The 16063-nt window shown below is 59.8% G+C and carries 15 protein-coding genes; 9 read left to right on the top strand and 6 right to left on the bottom strand.

Annotated features, from left to right (window positions below; all coding sequences use genetic code 11):
• Window positions 1-23 precede the first annotated feature (23 nt).
• The 5 genes from EAH74_RS30350 to glnT all read right to left on the bottom strand — a co-directional run bounded on the left by EAH74_RS30350 (window position 24) and on the right by glnT (window position 5826).
• The gene (locus tag EAH74_RS30350) at window positions 24-1349 is read right to left on the bottom strand and encodes an ammonium transporter (protein ID WP_140683860.1); all 1326 of its coding nucleotides are present in this window, start codon (window positions 1347-1349) and stop codon (window positions 24-26) included.
• 120 nt (window positions 1350-1469) lie between these two features.
• A complete protein-coding gene (locus tag EAH74_RS30345; RefSeq protein WP_140683858.1) occupies window positions 1470-2798 on the bottom strand; it encodes an FMN-binding glutamate synthase family protein in 1329 nt (442 codons plus the stop codon).
• Between the two features lie 20 nt (window positions 2799-2818).
• Window positions 2819-3502, bottom strand: coding sequence for a protein glxC (locus EAH74_RS30340; protein ID WP_140683856.1), 684 nt, complete (start codon window positions 3500-3502; stop codon window positions 2819-2821).
• Between the two features lie 11 nt (window positions 3503-3513).
• Window positions 3514-4419, bottom strand: coding sequence for a class II glutamine amidotransferase (locus tag EAH74_RS30335; protein WP_140683854.1), 906 nt, complete (start codon window positions 4417-4419; stop codon window positions 3514-3516).
• A gap of 72 nt (window positions 4420-4491) precedes the next feature.
• Window positions 4492-5826 carry a type III glutamate--ammonia ligase gene (glnT, locus tag EAH74_RS30330; protein ID WP_140683852.1) on the bottom strand — a complete coding sequence of 445 codons (1335 nt, stop codon included), beginning with the start codon at window positions 5824-5826 and terminating at the stop codon, window positions 4492-4494.
• A gap of 282 nt (window positions 5827-6108) precedes the next feature.
• Here glnT and EAH74_RS30325 point away from each other — a divergent pair, with 282 nt between their 5' ends.
• The 8 genes from EAH74_RS30325 (at window position 6109) to EAH74_RS30290 (ending at window position 14365) form a co-directional block, all read left to right on the top strand.
• Window positions 6109-6708, top strand: a complete 600-nt coding sequence (locus EAH74_RS30325; RefSeq protein ID WP_123366042.1) for a helix-turn-helix domain-containing protein — start codon at window positions 6109-6111, stop codon at window positions 6706-6708.
• A gap of 239 nt (window positions 6709-6947) precedes the next feature.
• Window positions 6948-7814: a formyltetrahydrofolate deformylase gene (gene purU, locus EAH74_RS30320; RefSeq protein ID WP_140683850.1), complete on the top strand. Its 867-nt coding sequence runs from the start codon at window positions 6948-6950 to the stop codon at window positions 7812-7814.
• Window positions 7811-8716: a bifunctional methylenetetrahydrofolate dehydrogenase/methenyltetrahydrofolate cyclohydrolase FolD gene (folD, locus tag EAH74_RS30315; protein WP_140683848.1), complete on the top strand. Its 906-nt coding sequence runs from the start codon at window positions 7811-7813 to the stop codon at window positions 8714-8716. Before purU ends, folD begins: the two co-directional genes overlap by 4 nt.
• Window positions 8698-9939, top strand: a complete 1242-nt coding sequence (locus EAH74_RS30310) for an FAD-dependent oxidoreductase (protein WP_046052994.1) — start codon at window positions 8698-8700, stop codon at window positions 9937-9939. The genes folD and EAH74_RS30310 overlap by 19 nt, the downstream gene beginning before the upstream one ends.
• Before the next feature lie 13 nt (window positions 9940-9952).
• Window positions 9953-10252, top strand: coding sequence for a sarcosine oxidase subunit delta (locus tag EAH74_RS30305; RefSeq protein WP_140683846.1), 300 nt, complete (start codon window positions 9953-9955; stop codon window positions 10250-10252).
• Window positions 10249-13146 (top strand): 2Fe-2S iron-sulfur cluster-binding protein, encoded by a 2898-nt coding sequence (locus EAH74_RS30300; protein ID WP_140683844.1) that lies wholly within the window; start codon window positions 10249-10251, stop codon window positions 13144-13146. The genes EAH74_RS30305 and EAH74_RS30300 overlap by 4 nt, the downstream gene beginning before the upstream one ends.
• Before the next feature lie 3 nt (window positions 13147-13149).
• Window positions 13150-13746: a sarcosine oxidase subunit gamma gene (locus tag EAH74_RS30295; protein WP_140683842.1), complete on the top strand. Its 597-nt coding sequence runs from the start codon at window positions 13150-13152 to the stop codon at window positions 13744-13746.
• A gap of 394 nt (window positions 13747-14140) precedes the next feature.
• Window positions 14141-14365: an AbrB/MazE/SpoVT family DNA-binding domain-containing protein gene (locus EAH74_RS30290; RefSeq protein WP_240050586.1), complete on the top strand. Its 225-nt coding sequence runs from the start codon at window positions 14141-14143 to the stop codon at window positions 14363-14365.
• Between the two features lie 257 nt (window positions 14366-14622).
• On the opposite strand, the gene EAH74_RS30285 is transcribed toward EAH74_RS30290, so the two are convergent.
• Window positions 14623-15660: a GGDEF domain-containing protein gene (locus EAH74_RS30285; RefSeq protein ID WP_193560160.1), complete on the bottom strand. Its 1038-nt coding sequence runs from the start codon at window positions 15658-15660 to the stop codon at window positions 14623-14625.
• Between the two features lie 175 nt (window positions 15661-15835).
• Here EAH74_RS30285 and EAH74_RS30280 point away from each other — a divergent pair.
• A partial coding sequence (locus EAH74_RS30280; RefSeq protein WP_140677966.1) for a transposase occupies window positions 15836-16063 on the top strand: 228 nt, incomplete at its 3' end.

The following is a 16063-nucleotide window of genomic DNA, read 5'->3' as shown; positions in this document are numbered from 1 at the left end:
GCCGTGTCAGTCAACATTAAAGATCAGTGGTTATAGGCACTCTCGTTGTGCTCGGCCAGGTCCAGCCCCATCTCCTCCACCGCCTCGTCGGCACGCAAGCCGATCACCGCGTTGATCACCTTGAGAATGATCCAGCTGATGACGAAGCAGTACACCGTCGTCAGCAACACGCCCTTGAGCTGCGCCACGACCTGAGCGCCCATGCTCACGCCTTCCACCAACCCGCCCAGGGACGGCACGCAGAACACGCCGGTCAACACCGCGCCAATCATTCCGCCGATGCCGTGCAAGCCAAACACGTCGAGGCTGTCGTCATACCCGAACCGGCGTTTCAGCACAGTGACGCTCAAGTAGCAGAACACTCCGCACAGCAGACCGATGGCCAACGCTCCGCCTACGCCCACATACGCACACGCCGGAGTAATGCCGACCAAACCGGCCAAAGCACCGCTGGCCAGGCCCAAAGCACTCGGCTTGCCGACCTTGAACCACTCGGTGAACATCCAGCCCAGAATCCCGGCGCAGGCACCCAGTTGCGTATTGAGCATGACAATGCCCGAAGTGCCGTTGAGACCGCCGCCGGAACCGATATTGAAGCCGAACCAGCCAACCCAGAGCATCGCCGCGCCGGCCATGGTCAGGCTCAGGTTGTGGGCCGGCATCGGCGTATTCTGGTAACCCTTGCGCTTGCCGAGAATCAGGCACGCGGCCAACGCGGCAACGCCAGCATTGATATGCACCGCAGTGCCGCCGGCAAAATCGAGGACACCCCAGTTATGCATCAAAGCGCCCGAACCACCCCAGACCATATGGGCGACGGGCGCATAAACCAGGGTAAACCACAGCGCCATGAACCACAGCGCCGCCGAGAACTTCATGCGCTCGGCGAATGCGCCGGCAATCAGCGCTGGGGTAATGATCGCGAAGGTCATCTGGAAGGTTACAAACACGCCTTCCGGAATGTCACCGACCAGGCTCTGCGGGGTCATGCCAGCCAGAAAGGCCCGGTTCAAACCACCGACGAAACTGTTGAACGTCACCTGTCCCTCGACCATGCCGGTGCTGTCGACCACCATGCTGTAGCCATAGATCACCCACAGCACGCCGACCAGGCCGGCGATGCCGAAGCACTGGGTAAACAGCGAGAGCATGTTTTTCGCCCGCACCAGACCGCCGTAAAACAAGGCGAGGCCCGGCAGACACATGAACAGCACCAGCACCGCGGCGGTCACCATCCAGGCGGTGCTGCCGGTGTTCAAGGTGGGTGCGTCGGCCGCCTGGGCGAGCGGCGCGAGCGCGCCGGCCGCCAATAAGACCAGAAGGGATTTGCCGAGAAGACGATTGACCATTTTCAAAGCTCCTGCAAAAGAACGGAAAGTGTCTGGCAGCGAGCAATGGTTATTTCATGGGCCTCTTGACGGGCCTCTCAATCTGCTCGTTCCCACTCCTGCGTGGGAACGAGCACTCTCTCAGTAACCGGTACCGGAACCCGGAATCCAGTTAGTTCCCGCCAGCGGCACCCGCGCCATGGCAGCTGACTCCACCGTCAGCGCTACCAAATCCTCGGGATCGAGGTTGTGCAGGTGCGACTTGCCGCAGGCCCGGGCCATGGTCTGGGCTTCCAGCACCAACACGCGCAAGTAGTTGGCCAGACGCCGACCACCTTCCACCGGGTCCAGACGCTTGGACAGCTCCGGGTCCTGCGTGGTGATCCCGGCCGGGTCGCGGCCGTTCTGCCAGTCATCGTAGAAACCGGCGGCCGAGCCGATTTTCTTCAGTTCCTCGTCCAGGCGTGGATGGTTATCGCCCAAGGCAATCAGCGCCGCCGTCCCGATGGCCACCGCATCCGCCCCCAGCGCCATCGCCTTGGCGACGTCGGCACCGTTGCGAATCCCTCCGGAAACGATCAGTTGAACCTTGCGATGCATGCCCATCTCTTGCAAAGCCTGTACCGCTTGGGGAATGGCCGACAAAATCGGGATCCCGACGTGTTCGATGAACACTTCCTGAGTCGCTGCGGTGCCGCCTTGCATGCCGTCGAGCACAATCACGTCAGCCCCGGCTTTTACCGCCAACTTGACGTCGTAGTACGGTCGGCTCGCGCCGATCTTCACGTAGATCGGTTTTTCCCAATCGGTGATTTCCCGCAGCTCGGCAATCTTGATCGCCAGGTCATCCGGGCCGGTCCAGTCCGGATGACGGCAGGCGCTGCGCTGGTCGACACCGATCGGCAAGGTGCGCATACCCGCCACGCGCTCAGTGACTTTCATGCCCAGCAACATACCGCCGCCACCGGGTTTGGCGCCCTGCCCCAGGACGATTTCAATGGCGTCAGCCTTGCGCAGATCGTCCGGGTTCATGCCATAGCGGGACGGCAAATACTGATAAACCAAATGCTGCGACTGGCCGCGTTCTTCCGGGGTCATGCCGCCGTCACCGGTGGTGGTGCTGGTGCCAGCGATGGTCGCGCCACGGCCCAGGGCTTCCTTGGCATTGGCCGACAAAGCACCGAAACTCATGCCGGCGATGGTCACCGGAATCTTCAGGTGGATCGGCTTCTTGGCGAAGCGGTTACCGAGGATTACATCGGTGCCACACTTCTCCCGATAGCCTTCCAGCGGATAGCGCGAAACGCTGGCGCCGAGCAGCAGCAAATCATCAAAATGTGGCAGCTTGCGCTTGGTGCCACCGCCGCGAATATCGTAGATGCCGGTCTCGGCGGCACGCTGGATTTCCTGGATGGTCAGGCGGTCGAAGGTGGCCGACTCGCGCAGCACCGGAGGGGTTTTATCAGTCATATCTATTCTCCTCGCGCGGATCAGTACGCGGACGCGTTATCGACTTTGAAGTTGTACAACTGACGGGCCGAACCGTAGCGCTTGAAGTCAGCCGCCTTGTGCTCGAAACCGGCGCGGTTGAGCAGCCCTTGCAGCTCTTCCAGGTGCTCGGCGCGCATCTCTTTTTCGATGCAATCCGAGCCCAGGGACTCAACGGTCCCTTTCACGTAGATGTGCGTTTCGTACAACGAATCGCCCAGCGCATCGCCGGCATCGCCGCAGACCACCAGGCGCCCGGCCTGGCCCATGAAGCAGCTCATGTGGCCGATGCTGCCGCCGACCACAATGTCGATGCCCTTCATGGAAATCCCGCAGCGGGCACCGGCATCGCCTTCGATCACCAGCAGGCCACCATGGGCCGTGGCACCGGCCGCCTGGGAGGCGCTGCCTTTGACCCGGACGTAGCCGGACATCATGTTCTCGGCACAACCGACACCGACGTTGCCGTGGACGGTGATCGAGGCCTTTTGATTCATCCCCGCGCAGTAGTAACCGGCGTGGCCCTGGATATCGATGGACACGACTTCATTCACCCCGACCGCGAGGTTGTGCTTGCCATCGGAGTGAGTCACCACCCACTCGTGATCGGTCACGTTATTGACCTGATCGTGCAGCGCCTGATTGAGGTCGCGCACGGTGGCGGTGGAAAGATCGATGGTTTTCATGTGTGCGCTCCTTAAGCTGACTCGCGTTCCCAGATGTACAGGGTGGCCGGTGCGGGCTCCCAGATTCTGGCATTTTCGATTCCCGGCAAGCTCGACAAGGCCTGATACTCGGAGGCCATGGCGACGTAGTCGTCCGTCTCGGCGAGGATCGCCGGCTTGCAGGCGATCGGGTCGCGGATCACCGCAAAACCGTTGCGGGTGCCGATGGCGAAGGTGAAGAAACCGTCGAGATCCTCCAGCGAGTGATCCAGCGCTTCTTTCAGTGAGTCGCCCTGCTGCAAGCGCCAGGTCAGGTAGCCGGCGGCCACTTCAGTGTCGTTGTCGGTTTCGAAGTGAATGCCTTCGCGCTTGAGTTCCTGACGCAGGCGGAAGTGATTCGACAGCGAGCCGTTGTGCACCAGGCACAGGTCCGCGCCGGTGGAAAACGGGTGACTGCCTTCCATGGTCACCGCGCTTTCGGTGGCCATGCGGGTGTGACCAATGATGTGGCTGCCCTTCATGCCGGCCAGGCCGAAGCGTTGGGAAATCTCCTGGGGCAAGCCCATGCCCTTGAGGATTTCGATGCTCTGGCCGGCGCTCATGATGCGCAGGCTCGGTGCCAGTTCGGCGAGGGCCAGACGTACCGGCGCCTCTTCGGCATGAATCTTCAGCACCGCGGCACTGGCGTTCTGGAACCAGTCCAGGGAACAGCCGAGGCGCCCTTCCAGTTCGCCCATCAGGGTTTTCCAGTCGAAGCCTTCGGTGGTCGCCTGCAAGGTCAACTTGACCCAGCCGTCCGCCACTTCATCACCATAAATGGCGAAGCCGGCACTGTCCGGGCCACGATCGGTCATGGCCTGCAACATCGGTTCGAAGAGCTTGCCGAGCTGGGATTCCAGCTGCGGATTTTTCAGGTAAAGACCTACGATTCCACACATATCAAGTCTCCTTCGGAGGCAGTGAACGCCCGGCGCCGTGCCGGGTGCCCGAATGGTTGTCAAAATGGAAAATCAGAAAAATTCGGTGTAGCGCTGGATCTCCCAGTCAGAGACGTGGCGGCTGTACTCCACCCACTCCATACGCTTGAGCTTGATGAACTCGCCAACGATCTGCGGGCCAAGCACCTCGGCGAACAACGGGTCGGCTTCCAGCGCATCGCAGGCTTCCTTGAGCGATTGCGGCAGGGTCTTGATGCCCCGCGCGGCGATCTGCTCGAGGCTCAGGCTGTAGAGGTTTTCGTTGCAGACGTGGTCGATTTCCAGCTGGCGGTCGATGCCGTCCAGGCCGGCAGCGATGATCGCGGCGCTGACCAGATAGGGATTGCACCCCGCGTCCGGCAGACGGAATTCGAGACGGCCGTAAGGCACCCGCACCATCGCTGAACGGTTGTTGGCGCCGAAGGCAATGAAGGCTGGCGCCCAGGTCGCACCGGACAACGAATTGCCCACCACCAGACGCTTGTAGGAGTTGACCGTCGGTGCGGCGAAGGCACACAGCGCCGGGCCGTGGGCAAGCAAGCCGGCGGCGAAGTGATAGGCCATTTTCGACAGCCCCATGCCGCTCGGATCGCTGGCGTCATGGAACAGGTTTTTGTTGTCGGCGCTGCTGATCGACAGATGAAAGTGCATGCCGTTGCCGGCACGTTTAGGGTCAGGCTTGGGCATGAACGAGCAGATCATCCCCAGGTCATTGGCGATCTCGCCGGCAGCCATGCGGAAGAAGGTGAAACGATCCGCCGAGGTCATGGCGTCGCTGTAGGTGTAGTTGATCTCGAACTGGCCGTTGGCGTCCTCGTGGTCGATTTGATAGACCTCGAAATCTACCGCCTGCAAGGCCTCGGTCAGGCGTTCAAGAAACACCCGGGAACGCGACAGGCCTTTGTAGTCGTAGCAAGGCTTGTCAAGGTTGTCGCTGGGGTCGACCAGTTGCAGCTTGCCGCTCTCATCGCGGCGCATCAGGTTGAACTCAGGCTCCAGACCGGTGTTGAGGGTCCAGCCCTTTTCTTCCAGGCGTTGCACTTGTTGCTGCAGCACATAACGGCTGTCATACGGATGCGGCTTACCATCGACGTGGCCGACGCACACCACCCGTCCGTAACCCGGCTGCCAGGGCACCGGGGTCAGGGTGGACAAGTCGCCGCGAGCCATGAAGTCCGGGCCGTGGGGCTCCATGCCCATGCCACTGATCGCGAACCCGGCAAAACCCGCCCCCTCTTCGGCGACGGTCTTGAGCCCACAAATCGGCACCGACTTGGTCTTGGCCGCACCGTGAATATCCACAAATTGCGCGAGCACGTACTTGATCCCGTGCTTGTCGATGATGCGCTGGGTTTCTGCTGGCAACATTGCTCGTCACTCCTCGCGAAAGGCAAAACATTCTGGATGGGCGTTGACCGTCTTTTTATTCCTAAAAAGAAAGTTATTTTCCTAATAGGAATGCAAAGCCCTTGCCAGATTCGCGAGTGAAACGTCGAAACGCCGTGACAGGCGCTTTTGTGCTGTATATATGGGAATATTCTTTTCCCTGTGGGAATACTGCCCGCAGGGCATGCGTCAAGCATCGCCATTTGCACTTTCTCAGTGCGAAACTAATATTACTGAACGGAAAGTGTGCAGGATCTGATGACTATGTCGACCGAAACCGCCCCGCGCCTCAAGCTTGAGCAATACCTGGGATTGCAGATCAAGCGCCAGCGCCAGGCTCAGGATCTGAAATTGTCTGACGTGGCCAAGATTGCCGATATCAGTCAGGGCATGTTGAGCAAGATCGAAAACGCCCAGGTGTCCACCAGCCTCGATACCCTGAGCCGTCTGTGCGACGTGCTCGGCCTGCCCCTGTCCAAGTTGTTCAGCGAATACGACCAGCAGGACGGCAGCGCGCTGTTAGTCAAGGCTGATCAGGGCATGGAGGTGGTGCGCCGCGGTACCGAGAAAGGCCATACGTACCATCTGCTCAACCACACCCGCGGGCCGAAGAAGAGCTTCGAGGCTTACATGGTGAGCATGGATGACGCGAGTGAGGAGTTTCCGACCTTCTCCCACCCCGGCACCGAATTCCTCCACCTGCTGGAAGGTGAACTGATCTATCGCCACGGCAATCAGCTGTACCGCATGGAGGCTGGCGACAGCTTGACGTTCGAAGGCGAAATTCCTCACGGTCCCGAGCAACTGGTGCAAGTGCCGATCCGCTTGCTGTCGATCATGAACTACGGTTCCGACAAAGAATAACGCCCCTCTTCCCGCGCTCTGCCCTGCCTCGAGGCCGACCCACTGTCGGCCTCGCGAATTTTCCTGCCAGTTAAAAAACTTTCTTAAAAGCTCTGGACGCGGCGCGACCATTCCCCTATAAAGCCATCAACAGGAATAATTTATTCCCACCAAGAAAACGCGCTCATGGATGAGCCTGCTGTCCGCTGACACTTTTTTCGCTATGCGATGAGCTGCCGCCATCATCCCGAGGACGTGTCATGCAACACGAAAAAAACCATTTCATCATCAAGATCACCTGTCCCGCGGTGTCCGGCATCGTCGCTGCCGTCACCACCTACCTGGCGGACAACAGTTGCTACATCGGGGAGATGGCGCAATTCGACGACGACTTCAGCGGCCGTTTTTTCATGCGTGCGGTGTTCCGCTTCAACGACGGCCATCAGGGCGACATTCAACAGATCAAGGACGGCTTCGCCGACGTCGCCAAGGCGTTCGAGATGACCTGGGAATTACACGACACCCGCGAGCCGATGCGTGTGCTGCTGATGGTCAGCAAGTTCGACCACTGCCTGACCGACCTGCTCTATCGCTACCACAAGGGCGAGATGGACATGACCATCACCGCCATCGTCTCCAACCACCTCGACCTGCGGCCCATGGCAGAACGCGAGGGCATTCGCTTCATCTACTTGCCGGTGACGAAGGAAACCAAGGCCCGACAGGAAGCCGAGCTGATGAAGATCGTCGACGAAACCGGCACCGAACTGGTGGTGTTGGCGCGCTACATGCAGATCCTCTCCGATGACCTGTGCAAGCAACTCTCGGGGCGGGCGATCAACATTCACCATTCGTTCTTGCCCGGCTTCAAAGGAGCCAAACCTTATCACCAGGCCTACCAGCGCGGCGTGAAACTGATCGGCGCCACCGCCCATTACGTCACCAGCGACCTCGACGAGGGACCGATCATTGAGCAGGAAGTACAGCGCGTCGATCACGTCTACCTGCCCGACGATCTGGTCGCCACCGGCCGTGACACCGAAACCGTGGCCCTGTCCAAGGCGGTCAAGTACCACCTGGAGCACCGGGTTTTCCTCAACCAGGACAGAACGGTGATCTTCCGGTGAACGCACACAAACTGATCGACGGAAAGGCCACCGCCGCCCGCGTCTTGGTACAGGTCCGCAAGGACGTGGAGCGCCTGCGCGAGCAAGACATTCAACCGGCACTGGCGGTGATTCTGGTGGGCAGCGACCCTGCCAGCCAGGTCTACGTGCGAAACAAGATCCTGCGCGCCGAAGAGGTGGGTATCCGCTCGCTGGAACATCGGCTGTCCACGGACACCAGCACTGAACAGTTACTCATTTTGATCGCCCGATTGAATGCCGATCGTTCGATCCACGGCATTCTTCTGCAGCTGCCGCTGCCTTCGCATATCGACGAATTACGCGCACTGGAGGCTATCGCTCCGGACAAGGATGTAGACGGGTTCCACAGTCAGAACGTCGGCGGTCTCAGCCAGGGTCGCACGGTACTCGCGCCCTGCACCCCCAGTGGTTGCTTGTATTTGCTGGAACAAACCTGCGGCGATCTGCGCGGCAAGCACGCGGTGGTGATCGGCCGCTCGAACATCGTCGGCAAACCCATGGCAGCGTTGTTGCTGCAGGCCGACTGCTCAGTGACCGTCCTGCATTCGCGCAGCCCGGATCCGCAGGCTCTGTGCCGGCAGGCAGACATCGTCATCGCCGCCGTGGGGCGCCCAAGGCTGATCGACGCCAGTTGGCTGAAGTCAGGCGCAGTGGTGATCGACGTTGGCATCAACCGCATCGAAGACGATGGCCGCAGCCGTTTGGTGGGCGATGTCGACTTCGACAGCGCCCTGCCCCACGTCGCGGCGATCACCCCGGTACCTGGTGGTGTCGGGCCGATGACCATCGCCTTTCTGATGAAAAACACTGTCACCGCAGCCCTTGCGCAACACCAGGCTCAACGCAGCCAATCGGAGGCCCTATGCCATTCAATCTATTGAAATACGGGCTGAGTTCGGAGTACCCGGTGGAAGTGGATTTGCCGCCACCGAAGGAACTCAAGTCGAGTTATGACGTGGTGATCATCGGTGCCGGCGGCCACGGTCTGGCCACCGCTTACTACCTGGCCAAGTACCACGGCATCACCAACATCGCGGTGCTGGAAAAGTCCTATCTGGGCGGCGGCAATACCGCGCGCAACACCGCAGTGATCCGCTCCAATTACCTGACCAGCGAAGGCGTGCGTTTTTATGCCGAGTCGGTGCGGATGTTCCAGTCGCTGTCCAACGAATTCGATTTCAACATCATGTACTCCGAGCGCGGCCAACTGACCCTGGCTCACACCGATGCCACGGTGCGTTCGTTCCGTCAGCGCGCCGAGGTCAACAAACACTTTGGCGGCCGTACCGAGATGATCGACCGCCAGCAGATCCGCGAACTGGTGCCCAGCCTCAACCTCGATCCCGGTCACTTGCCGGTGATCGCCGGTCTGTGGCACATCGACGGCGCCACCGCGCGCCACGACGCCGTGGCCTGGGGTTACGCCAAGCAGGCGGCCAAGCGTGGCGTGGAAATTCATCAGCTCACCGAAGTCCAGGACCTGATCATCGAGAACGGCGCCATCACCGCCGTGAAAACCAATCGCGGCACCATCAAGTGCGGTTGTGCAGTGCAGGCGATTGCCGGACACAGTTCCTTGTTGATGGCCAAGGCCGGGATCCGTTCGCCGATCCAGACCTTCCCGCTGCAAGCGATGGTCACCCAGCCGTTCAAACCGTTTCTCGATCCGCTGGTGAGCTCCTCCGCCCTGCACTGCTATGTGCAGCAGACCAGCCGCGGTGAAGTGGTGTTCGGTGGCGGCTCCGATCCCTATCCACTGTTCAATACACGCTCGACGCTGGACCTCAAGGAAAGCTTGCTGGCCCATGCCATCGAGATGTTCCCGTTCCTGGCCAACGCCAAGCTGATGCGCCAATGGGCCGGTATCACCGACATGACCCCGGATTACAGCCCGATCATGGGCCTGTCGCCGGTGAAGAATTACTACCTCGACGCCGGCTGGGGCACTTGGGGTTTCAAGGCCACGCCGATCTGCGGCAAGACCATGGCCGAGTTGGTGGCCAGTGGCGGCAAGGTACCGGAGCTGATCAAACCCTTCGGCCTTGAGCGTTTCTCAACCTTCCAGCAAGTCAACGAAATGGGCGCCACGGCGGCCAGTCACTGACGGAGAGCGGACTATGAAAATCATGAATTGCCCGCTCAACGGGCCGCGCAATATCAGCGAGTTCACCTATGGCGGTGAATTCAAGCCGATGCCTGACCCGGTCAGTTGCAGCGACGCCGAATGGGCCGACTACGTGTTCAACACCGACAACCTCGCCGGTGTGGTGCGCGAATGGTGGATGCACACGCCATCCAGCTACTGGTTTCTTGCGGAGCGGCACACCGTAACCGATGAAATCCTGCGCACCTTCGACCCCAAAGAACTGTTCACCGCCCGCGTCGACTTCAGCGTCGCCAAGGAGATCGCAGGATGAATCGCCTACCCGCCCCCATGGGCTTGCTGATCGACCGTGATCAACCGCTGGATTTCAGCTTCGACGGCCACCGCTACCAAGGCTTGCAAGGCGACAGCATCGCCAGCGCCCTGTTGGCCAACGGGCGTTTCCTGATCTCCCGTTCGTTCAAATACCATCGCCCGCGTGGCCCGCTGACCATGGCCGGCCAGGACGCCAACAGCCTGGTGCAGTTGCCCGAAGAGCCCAACGTGCTGGCCGACGCACATGCGTTGTCCGCCGGTTTGCAGGTCAGCGCGCAGAACGTCAACGGCTCGCTGGATAACGACAAGGACGCCTACCTCGGCAAGTTCTCGAAATTCATGCCGGTGGGTTTCTATTACCGCTCGTTCTACAAACCCAAGGGCATGTGGAAAATCTGGGAGCCGATCATTCGCAAGAAGGCCGGCCTCGGTGTGCTCGACCTGACCTTCCGGCCCGAGTACTACGACAAGGCCTACCTTTTCACCGACCTGGCAGTCATCGGCGCAGGCCCCGCCGGGCTCCATGCGGCGCTGACGGCAGCCAACGCGGGGGCCAAGGTGTTGCTCATCGAGCAACAACCGGTGCTCGGCGGTTCACTAACCTATGCCCGCTTCGATATCGAAGGCAACAGGGCTGAAAACCTGCGTCGCGAACTGCTCGCTGCGGTAGAGCAACACGCCAATATCCAGATCCTGACCGAAGCCACTTGCAACGCCTGGTTCACCGACAACTACCTGCCGGTGATTCAGGGCAAACGCATGTACAAGGTCCGCGCCCGCCAGTGCCTGGTGTGCAGCGGGGCCTTTGATCAACCGGTGATCTTTCGCAACAACGACCTGCCGGGCGTGATGCTGACCAGCGCCGCGCAACGACTGATGAAACTGTATGCGGTCAAACCCGGTAAACGCGCCGTGGTGCTGACAGGCAACGATGACGGTTACCTCGCCGCGCTGGATCTGCATGACCAGGGCGTGGAGGTTGTCGCGGTGGTGGACCTGCGTCATGGTCCTTCGGACGAATCCTTGCTGGGTGCACTGGCGCAACGCAAGATCTACCGTCAGAGCAACAGCACCGTCTATGAAGCCCAGCACGAGAAAGGCATGCGCCATATCAACGGCGTCGACGTGCGCAAGATCACCGCACAAGGCCAGGTCGCCGAGAGCGGGCAACACCTGGATTGCGATTTACTGTGCATGTCCGCCGGCTACATGCCGGTCTATCAACTGCTGTGCCAGGCCGGCGGCAAACTGGCCTACGACGATCAGCGTGCCGAGTTCACTCTCAGCGGCCTGCCAAAGAATCTGAATGTCGCCGGCTCGGTCAACGGTCGTCACCAGCTGGATAACGTGATTGCCGATGGTGTGAATGCCGGTACCGAAGCCGCCCTCGCGCTGGGTCTGACAGTCGGTACGCAACGCGCGCCATTCAGCGGCGAGGCTCGGGTCAACTTTAATTGGCCAATCTTCCCGCATCCCAAAGGCAAGGACTTCGTCGACTTCGACGAGGATCTGCAAGTAGCCGACATCGTCAACGCCACCCGGATCGGTTATCGCGACGTGCAACTGGTCAAGCGCTACTCCACCGTCGGCATGGGCCCGTCTCAAGGTCGTCACTCGGCGCTGCCGACCGCGCGATTGGTGGCCTGGGCCACCCAACGCAACATCAGTGAAACCGGCGTGACCACGGCACGACCACCGTTTGTGGCTGAAAAGCTGGCGCATGTCGCCGGTCGCGCGTTCGACCCGTACCGGCAAACGCCGATGCACGCTCGTCACCTGCAAGCTGGCGCGAAGATGATGCCTGCGGGCATCTGGCAACGCCCGGCCTACTACGGTAACGCGAAGGATCGCGAAGCCTGCATGCAGGCCGAAGCCCTGCACGTGCGCAACAAGGTCGGCATCATCGATGTCTCGACCCTCGGTGGCCTGGATGTGCGCGGCCCGGATGCGGCCGAACTGCTCAATCGGATGTACACGTTCGCCTTTATCAAGCAGCCGATCGGCCGCTCCCGTTATGCGCTGATGACCAATGAGCACGGCGTGGTGATCGACGACGGTGTCTGCGCGCGGTTTGCCGAGAACCATTTCTACGTCACCGCCACCACCAGCGGTGTCGACCGGATCTATCAGCAAATGCTTAAGTGGAACGCGCAATGGCGCCTCGACGTGGATGTCGCCAACGTCACTGCGGCCATTTGTGCAGTCAACGTCGCCGGGCCGGACTCGCGCAAGGTGCTGGAACAGGTCTGCACCGACCTCGACCTGAGCGCCGATGCCTTCCCTTATCTGGGCGTTCGCCAGGGCACCGTGGCCGGCATCAAGGCCCGGTTGTTGCGAGTCGGTTTTGTCGGCGAACTGGGCTATGAAATCCACGTACCCGCGCGTCATGGGCTCAAGCTCTGGGACGCACTGACTGAGGCCGGCAAAGCACATGACATCCGCCCCTTCGGCGTCGAAACCCAGCGCCTGCTGCGTCTGGAAAAAGGCCACGTGATCATCAGTCAGGACACTGACGGCATGACCCACCCGGCGGAAATCGACATGGGCTGGGCGATCAGCCGCACCAAGCCGTTCTTCGTCGGCCGCCGCTCGGTAGACATCCTCGAAGCCCAGCCACTGAAACGCAAACTGGTGGGTTTCAGCCTGCCCAAAGGCAGCCTGCAACCGCTGGAAGGCCATCTGGTGCTGAACGGCCCCGACATCAGCGGCAACGTCACCTCCTGCGAATATTCCGCCTCCCTGGGCAAGATCATCGGCCTGGCCTACGCCGGCATCGATCAGAGCACGCCAGGGCAACGGATTCCGATCCGCGTCGAAGGCGGCATCGTGGTCCAGGCCGAGGTGGTGCAGTTGCCCTTCTTCGATCCCGACAACCAACGCCAGGAGCTTTGAGTCATGACCAGTCTGAGAGAACAACACAGCATCCCTCGGCAAGCCCTGGCACCGATGCCGGGGTGCCGCCTGGCGGACCTGACTGACCTGCCGCGAGTCGGTTTCCGCGGCGCCCACAGTGCCGCGTACCTGCGCAGCCGCGGCTTCGTCCTGCCGGATGCGCCCAACCGTGCGGTGATTCAAGCCGACGGCAGTCAGGTGGCGCGGCTGTCGCAGACCGAATACCTGCTGCTCGGCAGCCCAGAGGATCAAGGCCAACGAATGGCGGATGAAGAGGCACGCTGGGAACTTGATCATCAAGCCAACTATCTGCTGCCTCGGCAGGACAGCCATGCCTGTTTTCAGCTGACGGGGGATCATCTGAGCGAAGTGTTGGCCAAGCTCTGCGGGGTTGACCTGAGCCCTCAGGCGTTCGGCCCGGGAGCGGTGGCCCAGACGTCGGCGGCACGCATCAACGTGATCGTTATCAATTCCGGCACCGTGCAGCAGGCGAGCTTGCACATCCTTTGTGACCGGGCGTCGCGGGAGTATTTTCGGGGGGCGTTGGAGGATGCAATGCAGGAGTATTCAGGTCTGGCTACCGCTGTGAAAACGCGCTGATTCTGCCGCCCTACGGGTCATGCCTGCTGAGACGAAATTCCGTTCTAAGCATGCATGGGCAGATGCCGACAGTGATGGCAATGCCGCTTGTAAATGTCACGCACAAAAAAACGCCACTCATTGAGTGGCGTTTTTTTGTGGATCCTGGAGCAGGAACGGACTCAATTCTGAGGGGGTCTATAACAGTCAGCGGCAAGTACTTTCGCAAGTGTGTGATTTCCCCGCCCTTAATGACAAACAGGAAATTACAGATGGAGCGGTTGTTCGGTCAGAGCGCCGGAGCCGTAGAGCTTAGCTATTTGGGATGTCTAGGTTCGCTCTAAACCGGATAGACCAAAACACGTTACCATTGCCGACTCAGAAGCATTGGAGACTACACGTGAGAAAGCCCCCTATGAAAATCATCATCGAAGAATGGGATGGTGACGGTGCTATTCGAATTCCCGATGAAGCGTTGCAGGAGTTGGAGCTGGATGTCGGCGACTCTGTGTATCTGATAGAAGAATTTGTCGGCAACACGCGCTGCCTAGTCCTATCAAAAAAGCCTCAAATCACAGATCGGATAGACGAGCTCACTGAAGCCTGGAATAGCGAACAGCGCGGCAGCCTCGAAGACTAATGAGGAAGCCATAAAATGCTTCGCTTTACCGGTACATCAGGCTGAACTTCAGAGTCCTCCGCCAAGCCGCAAACGCATACCTGGACACCTCACCTGAAGGCGCAAGATCGAGCCGGGCTTAAGCCCGAAGGAGCGACCTCTCCATTGACGTTACTTCACACCACAGCCTAGCTATGGCTGCCATGCGGAAGGAACGCGAATCGAATCACCATATCCTGTGCGGCTATGTGATTGCAGATTGAATCCGAATGCCAGTTTCAATTCACTCGGTTGCGCCCGCTGCGCTTGGCTTGATAGAGGGCATCATCGGCACGAGTCAGAAGGCTTTCCACATCGTCACCCGCTATCGCGAGGGCGACACCAAGGGACGCAGTTACAGTGTCCAGCACCTCATCCGTGCCACGAACCTTGATTCGCAGCGCCTGAATTTTCAGGCGCAGCTGCTCAGCAAAAGTATGAGCACTGGTGAGATCAAAACACTCTTGCAGGACTACACAGAACTCTTCACCACCATAGCGTGCCGCCAGGGCCTGAGACGGGATTGAGTTCCGTAACACCTGACCAACATGTTCAAGTACGCGGTCGCCCAAAGGATGGCCATACCGGTCATTGAACTGCTTGAAATGATCGATATCCAACATGACCAATGCCACCCCATGTGGAGCGTTGATCAATGCATGCTCCAGCAAGCGAGTGAAGGTAGCCCGGTTCAACACCTTAGTCAGACCATCCAAAGATGCAGCCAGTTGGGCTCGCTCGAGCTTGTCTCTCAGACTCATAATTTCATTTTGCGCTGAGTGCAGCTGGGAGAGGAAAAGCTCTTGCTGATCCTGCATGACCTGGGTGCTCTGTTGCAGCGCGCTCAGAATGGCGGGCAATCTCTGATCGACCGGCTCCGCGAGCATTTCCATGCAATGGCCAAGACTGGCTTGAAAGTTGACACTGCCATTCACACTACGCGAGACATTACGCTCCATGTCGTCAACCAGATTGATCGCTTGTTGTTGCCCTGCGCGTGCCTCTTCCAATTCGTCACGAATGATGTAGTCACGAAAAAGCTTCGTAGCAGATTCTGGAGGGAAACAGTCGAAGTCTTTGACCACCCTGTCCAGATGGCGATTAAGCTCTGGCTCCTGACCTTTGCTGTAGGTGTACCAGAGGGCATAGTGCACGGGGTTTGGTGGAATGTTGTGACGCACCATCAGTGGTACGGCCTGCTTCAGCAGAGCCGCCGCCTCGCGGGAGTCCTCTGGATACAGCGTTAGGGCAGTCGCACGCGTCTCTGATTGGCTCATAACGTCACTGTGGTTGGTTTTTATTGGCATATATGAAGTCGGGAGGCAGCATATCCTTACGTACACCAAGCAGCCATACATAAAGTGTCCCTACTACCTGTTGGATGAACGAGCCCCATGAAAGACAGGACACCGTTTCCCCCTTACGATAAGGGATAGGCAAACGGTTATGTTTATGACTAACAGCAACGATAAGAGTGGGGAGCTTTTGGGCCAGGAGCGGCGGCGCCGCTGGAGCCCAGAGCAAAAACTGGCCATGGTTCGCGAGAGCCTTGAGCCAGGGCAAAGCGTTTCGGTGGTGGCTCGGCGTAACGGCATCAATGCCAACCAGTTGTTCCTGTGGCGCAAGCTGTACCAGGACGGCAGCCTGTCGGCGGTCAGTGCTGGCGAGGCCGTGGTGCCT

Source organism: Pseudomonas mandelii (assembly GCF_006438925.1).
In the GTDB taxonomy this organism is placed as follows: Bacteria; Pseudomonadota; Gammaproteobacteria; order Pseudomonadales; family Pseudomonadaceae; genus Aquipseudomonas; species Aquipseudomonas mandelii_C.
The sequence above is the reverse complement of the archived record's forward strand: the minus strand, read 5'-3'. Positions and strand labels throughout refer to the sequence as shown.

Bases quoted from the DNA above. Each gene is read 5' to 3' on its own strand.
- EAH74_RS30350 (WP_140683860.1), bottom strand. From the start codon at position 1,349: ATGGTCAATCGTCTTCTCGGCAAATCCCTTCTGGTCTTATTGGCGGCC.
- EAH74_RS30345 (WP_140683858.1), bottom strand. From the start codon at position 2,798: ATGACTGATAAAACCCCTCCGGTGCTGCGCGAGTCGGCCACCTTCGAC.
- EAH74_RS30340 (WP_140683856.1), bottom strand. From the start codon at position 3,502: ATGAAAACCATCGATCTTTCCACCGCCACCGTGCGCGACCTCAATCAG.
- EAH74_RS30335 (WP_140683854.1), bottom strand. From the start codon at position 4,419: ATGTGTGGAATCGTAGGTCTTTACCTGAAAAATCCGCAGCTGGAATCC.
- glnT (WP_140683852.1), bottom strand. From the start codon at position 5,826: ATGTTGCCAGCAGAAACCCAGCGCATCATCGACAAGCACGGGATCAAG.
- EAH74_RS30325 (WP_123366042.1), top strand. From the start codon at position 6,109: ATGTCGACCGAAACCGCCCCGCGCCTCAAGCTTGAGCAATACCTGGGA.
- purU (WP_140683850.1), top strand. From the start codon at position 6,948: ATGCAACACGAAAAAAACCATTTCATCATCAAGATCACCTGTCCCGCG.
- EAH74_RS30310 (WP_046052994.1), top strand. From the start codon at position 8,698: ATGCCATTCAATCTATTGAAATACGGGCTGAGTTCGGAGTACCCGGTG.
- EAH74_RS30305 (WP_140683846.1), top strand. From the start codon at position 9,953: ATGAAAATCATGAATTGCCCGCTCAACGGGCCGCGCAATATCAGCGAG.
- EAH74_RS30300 (WP_140683844.1), top strand. From the start codon at position 10,249: ATGAATCGCCTACCCGCCCCCATGGGCTTGCTGATCGACCGTGATCAA.
- EAH74_RS30295 (WP_140683842.1), top strand. From the start codon at position 13,150: ATGACCAGTCTGAGAGAACAACACAGCATCCCTCGGCAAGCCCTGGCA.
- EAH74_RS30290 (WP_240050586.1), top strand. From the start codon at position 14,141: ATGAAAATCATCATCGAAGAATGGGATGGTGACGGTGCTATTCGAATT.
- EAH74_RS30285 (WP_193560160.1), bottom strand. From the start codon at position 15,660: ATGAGCCAATCAGAGACGCGTGCGACTGCCCTAACGCTGTATCCAGAG.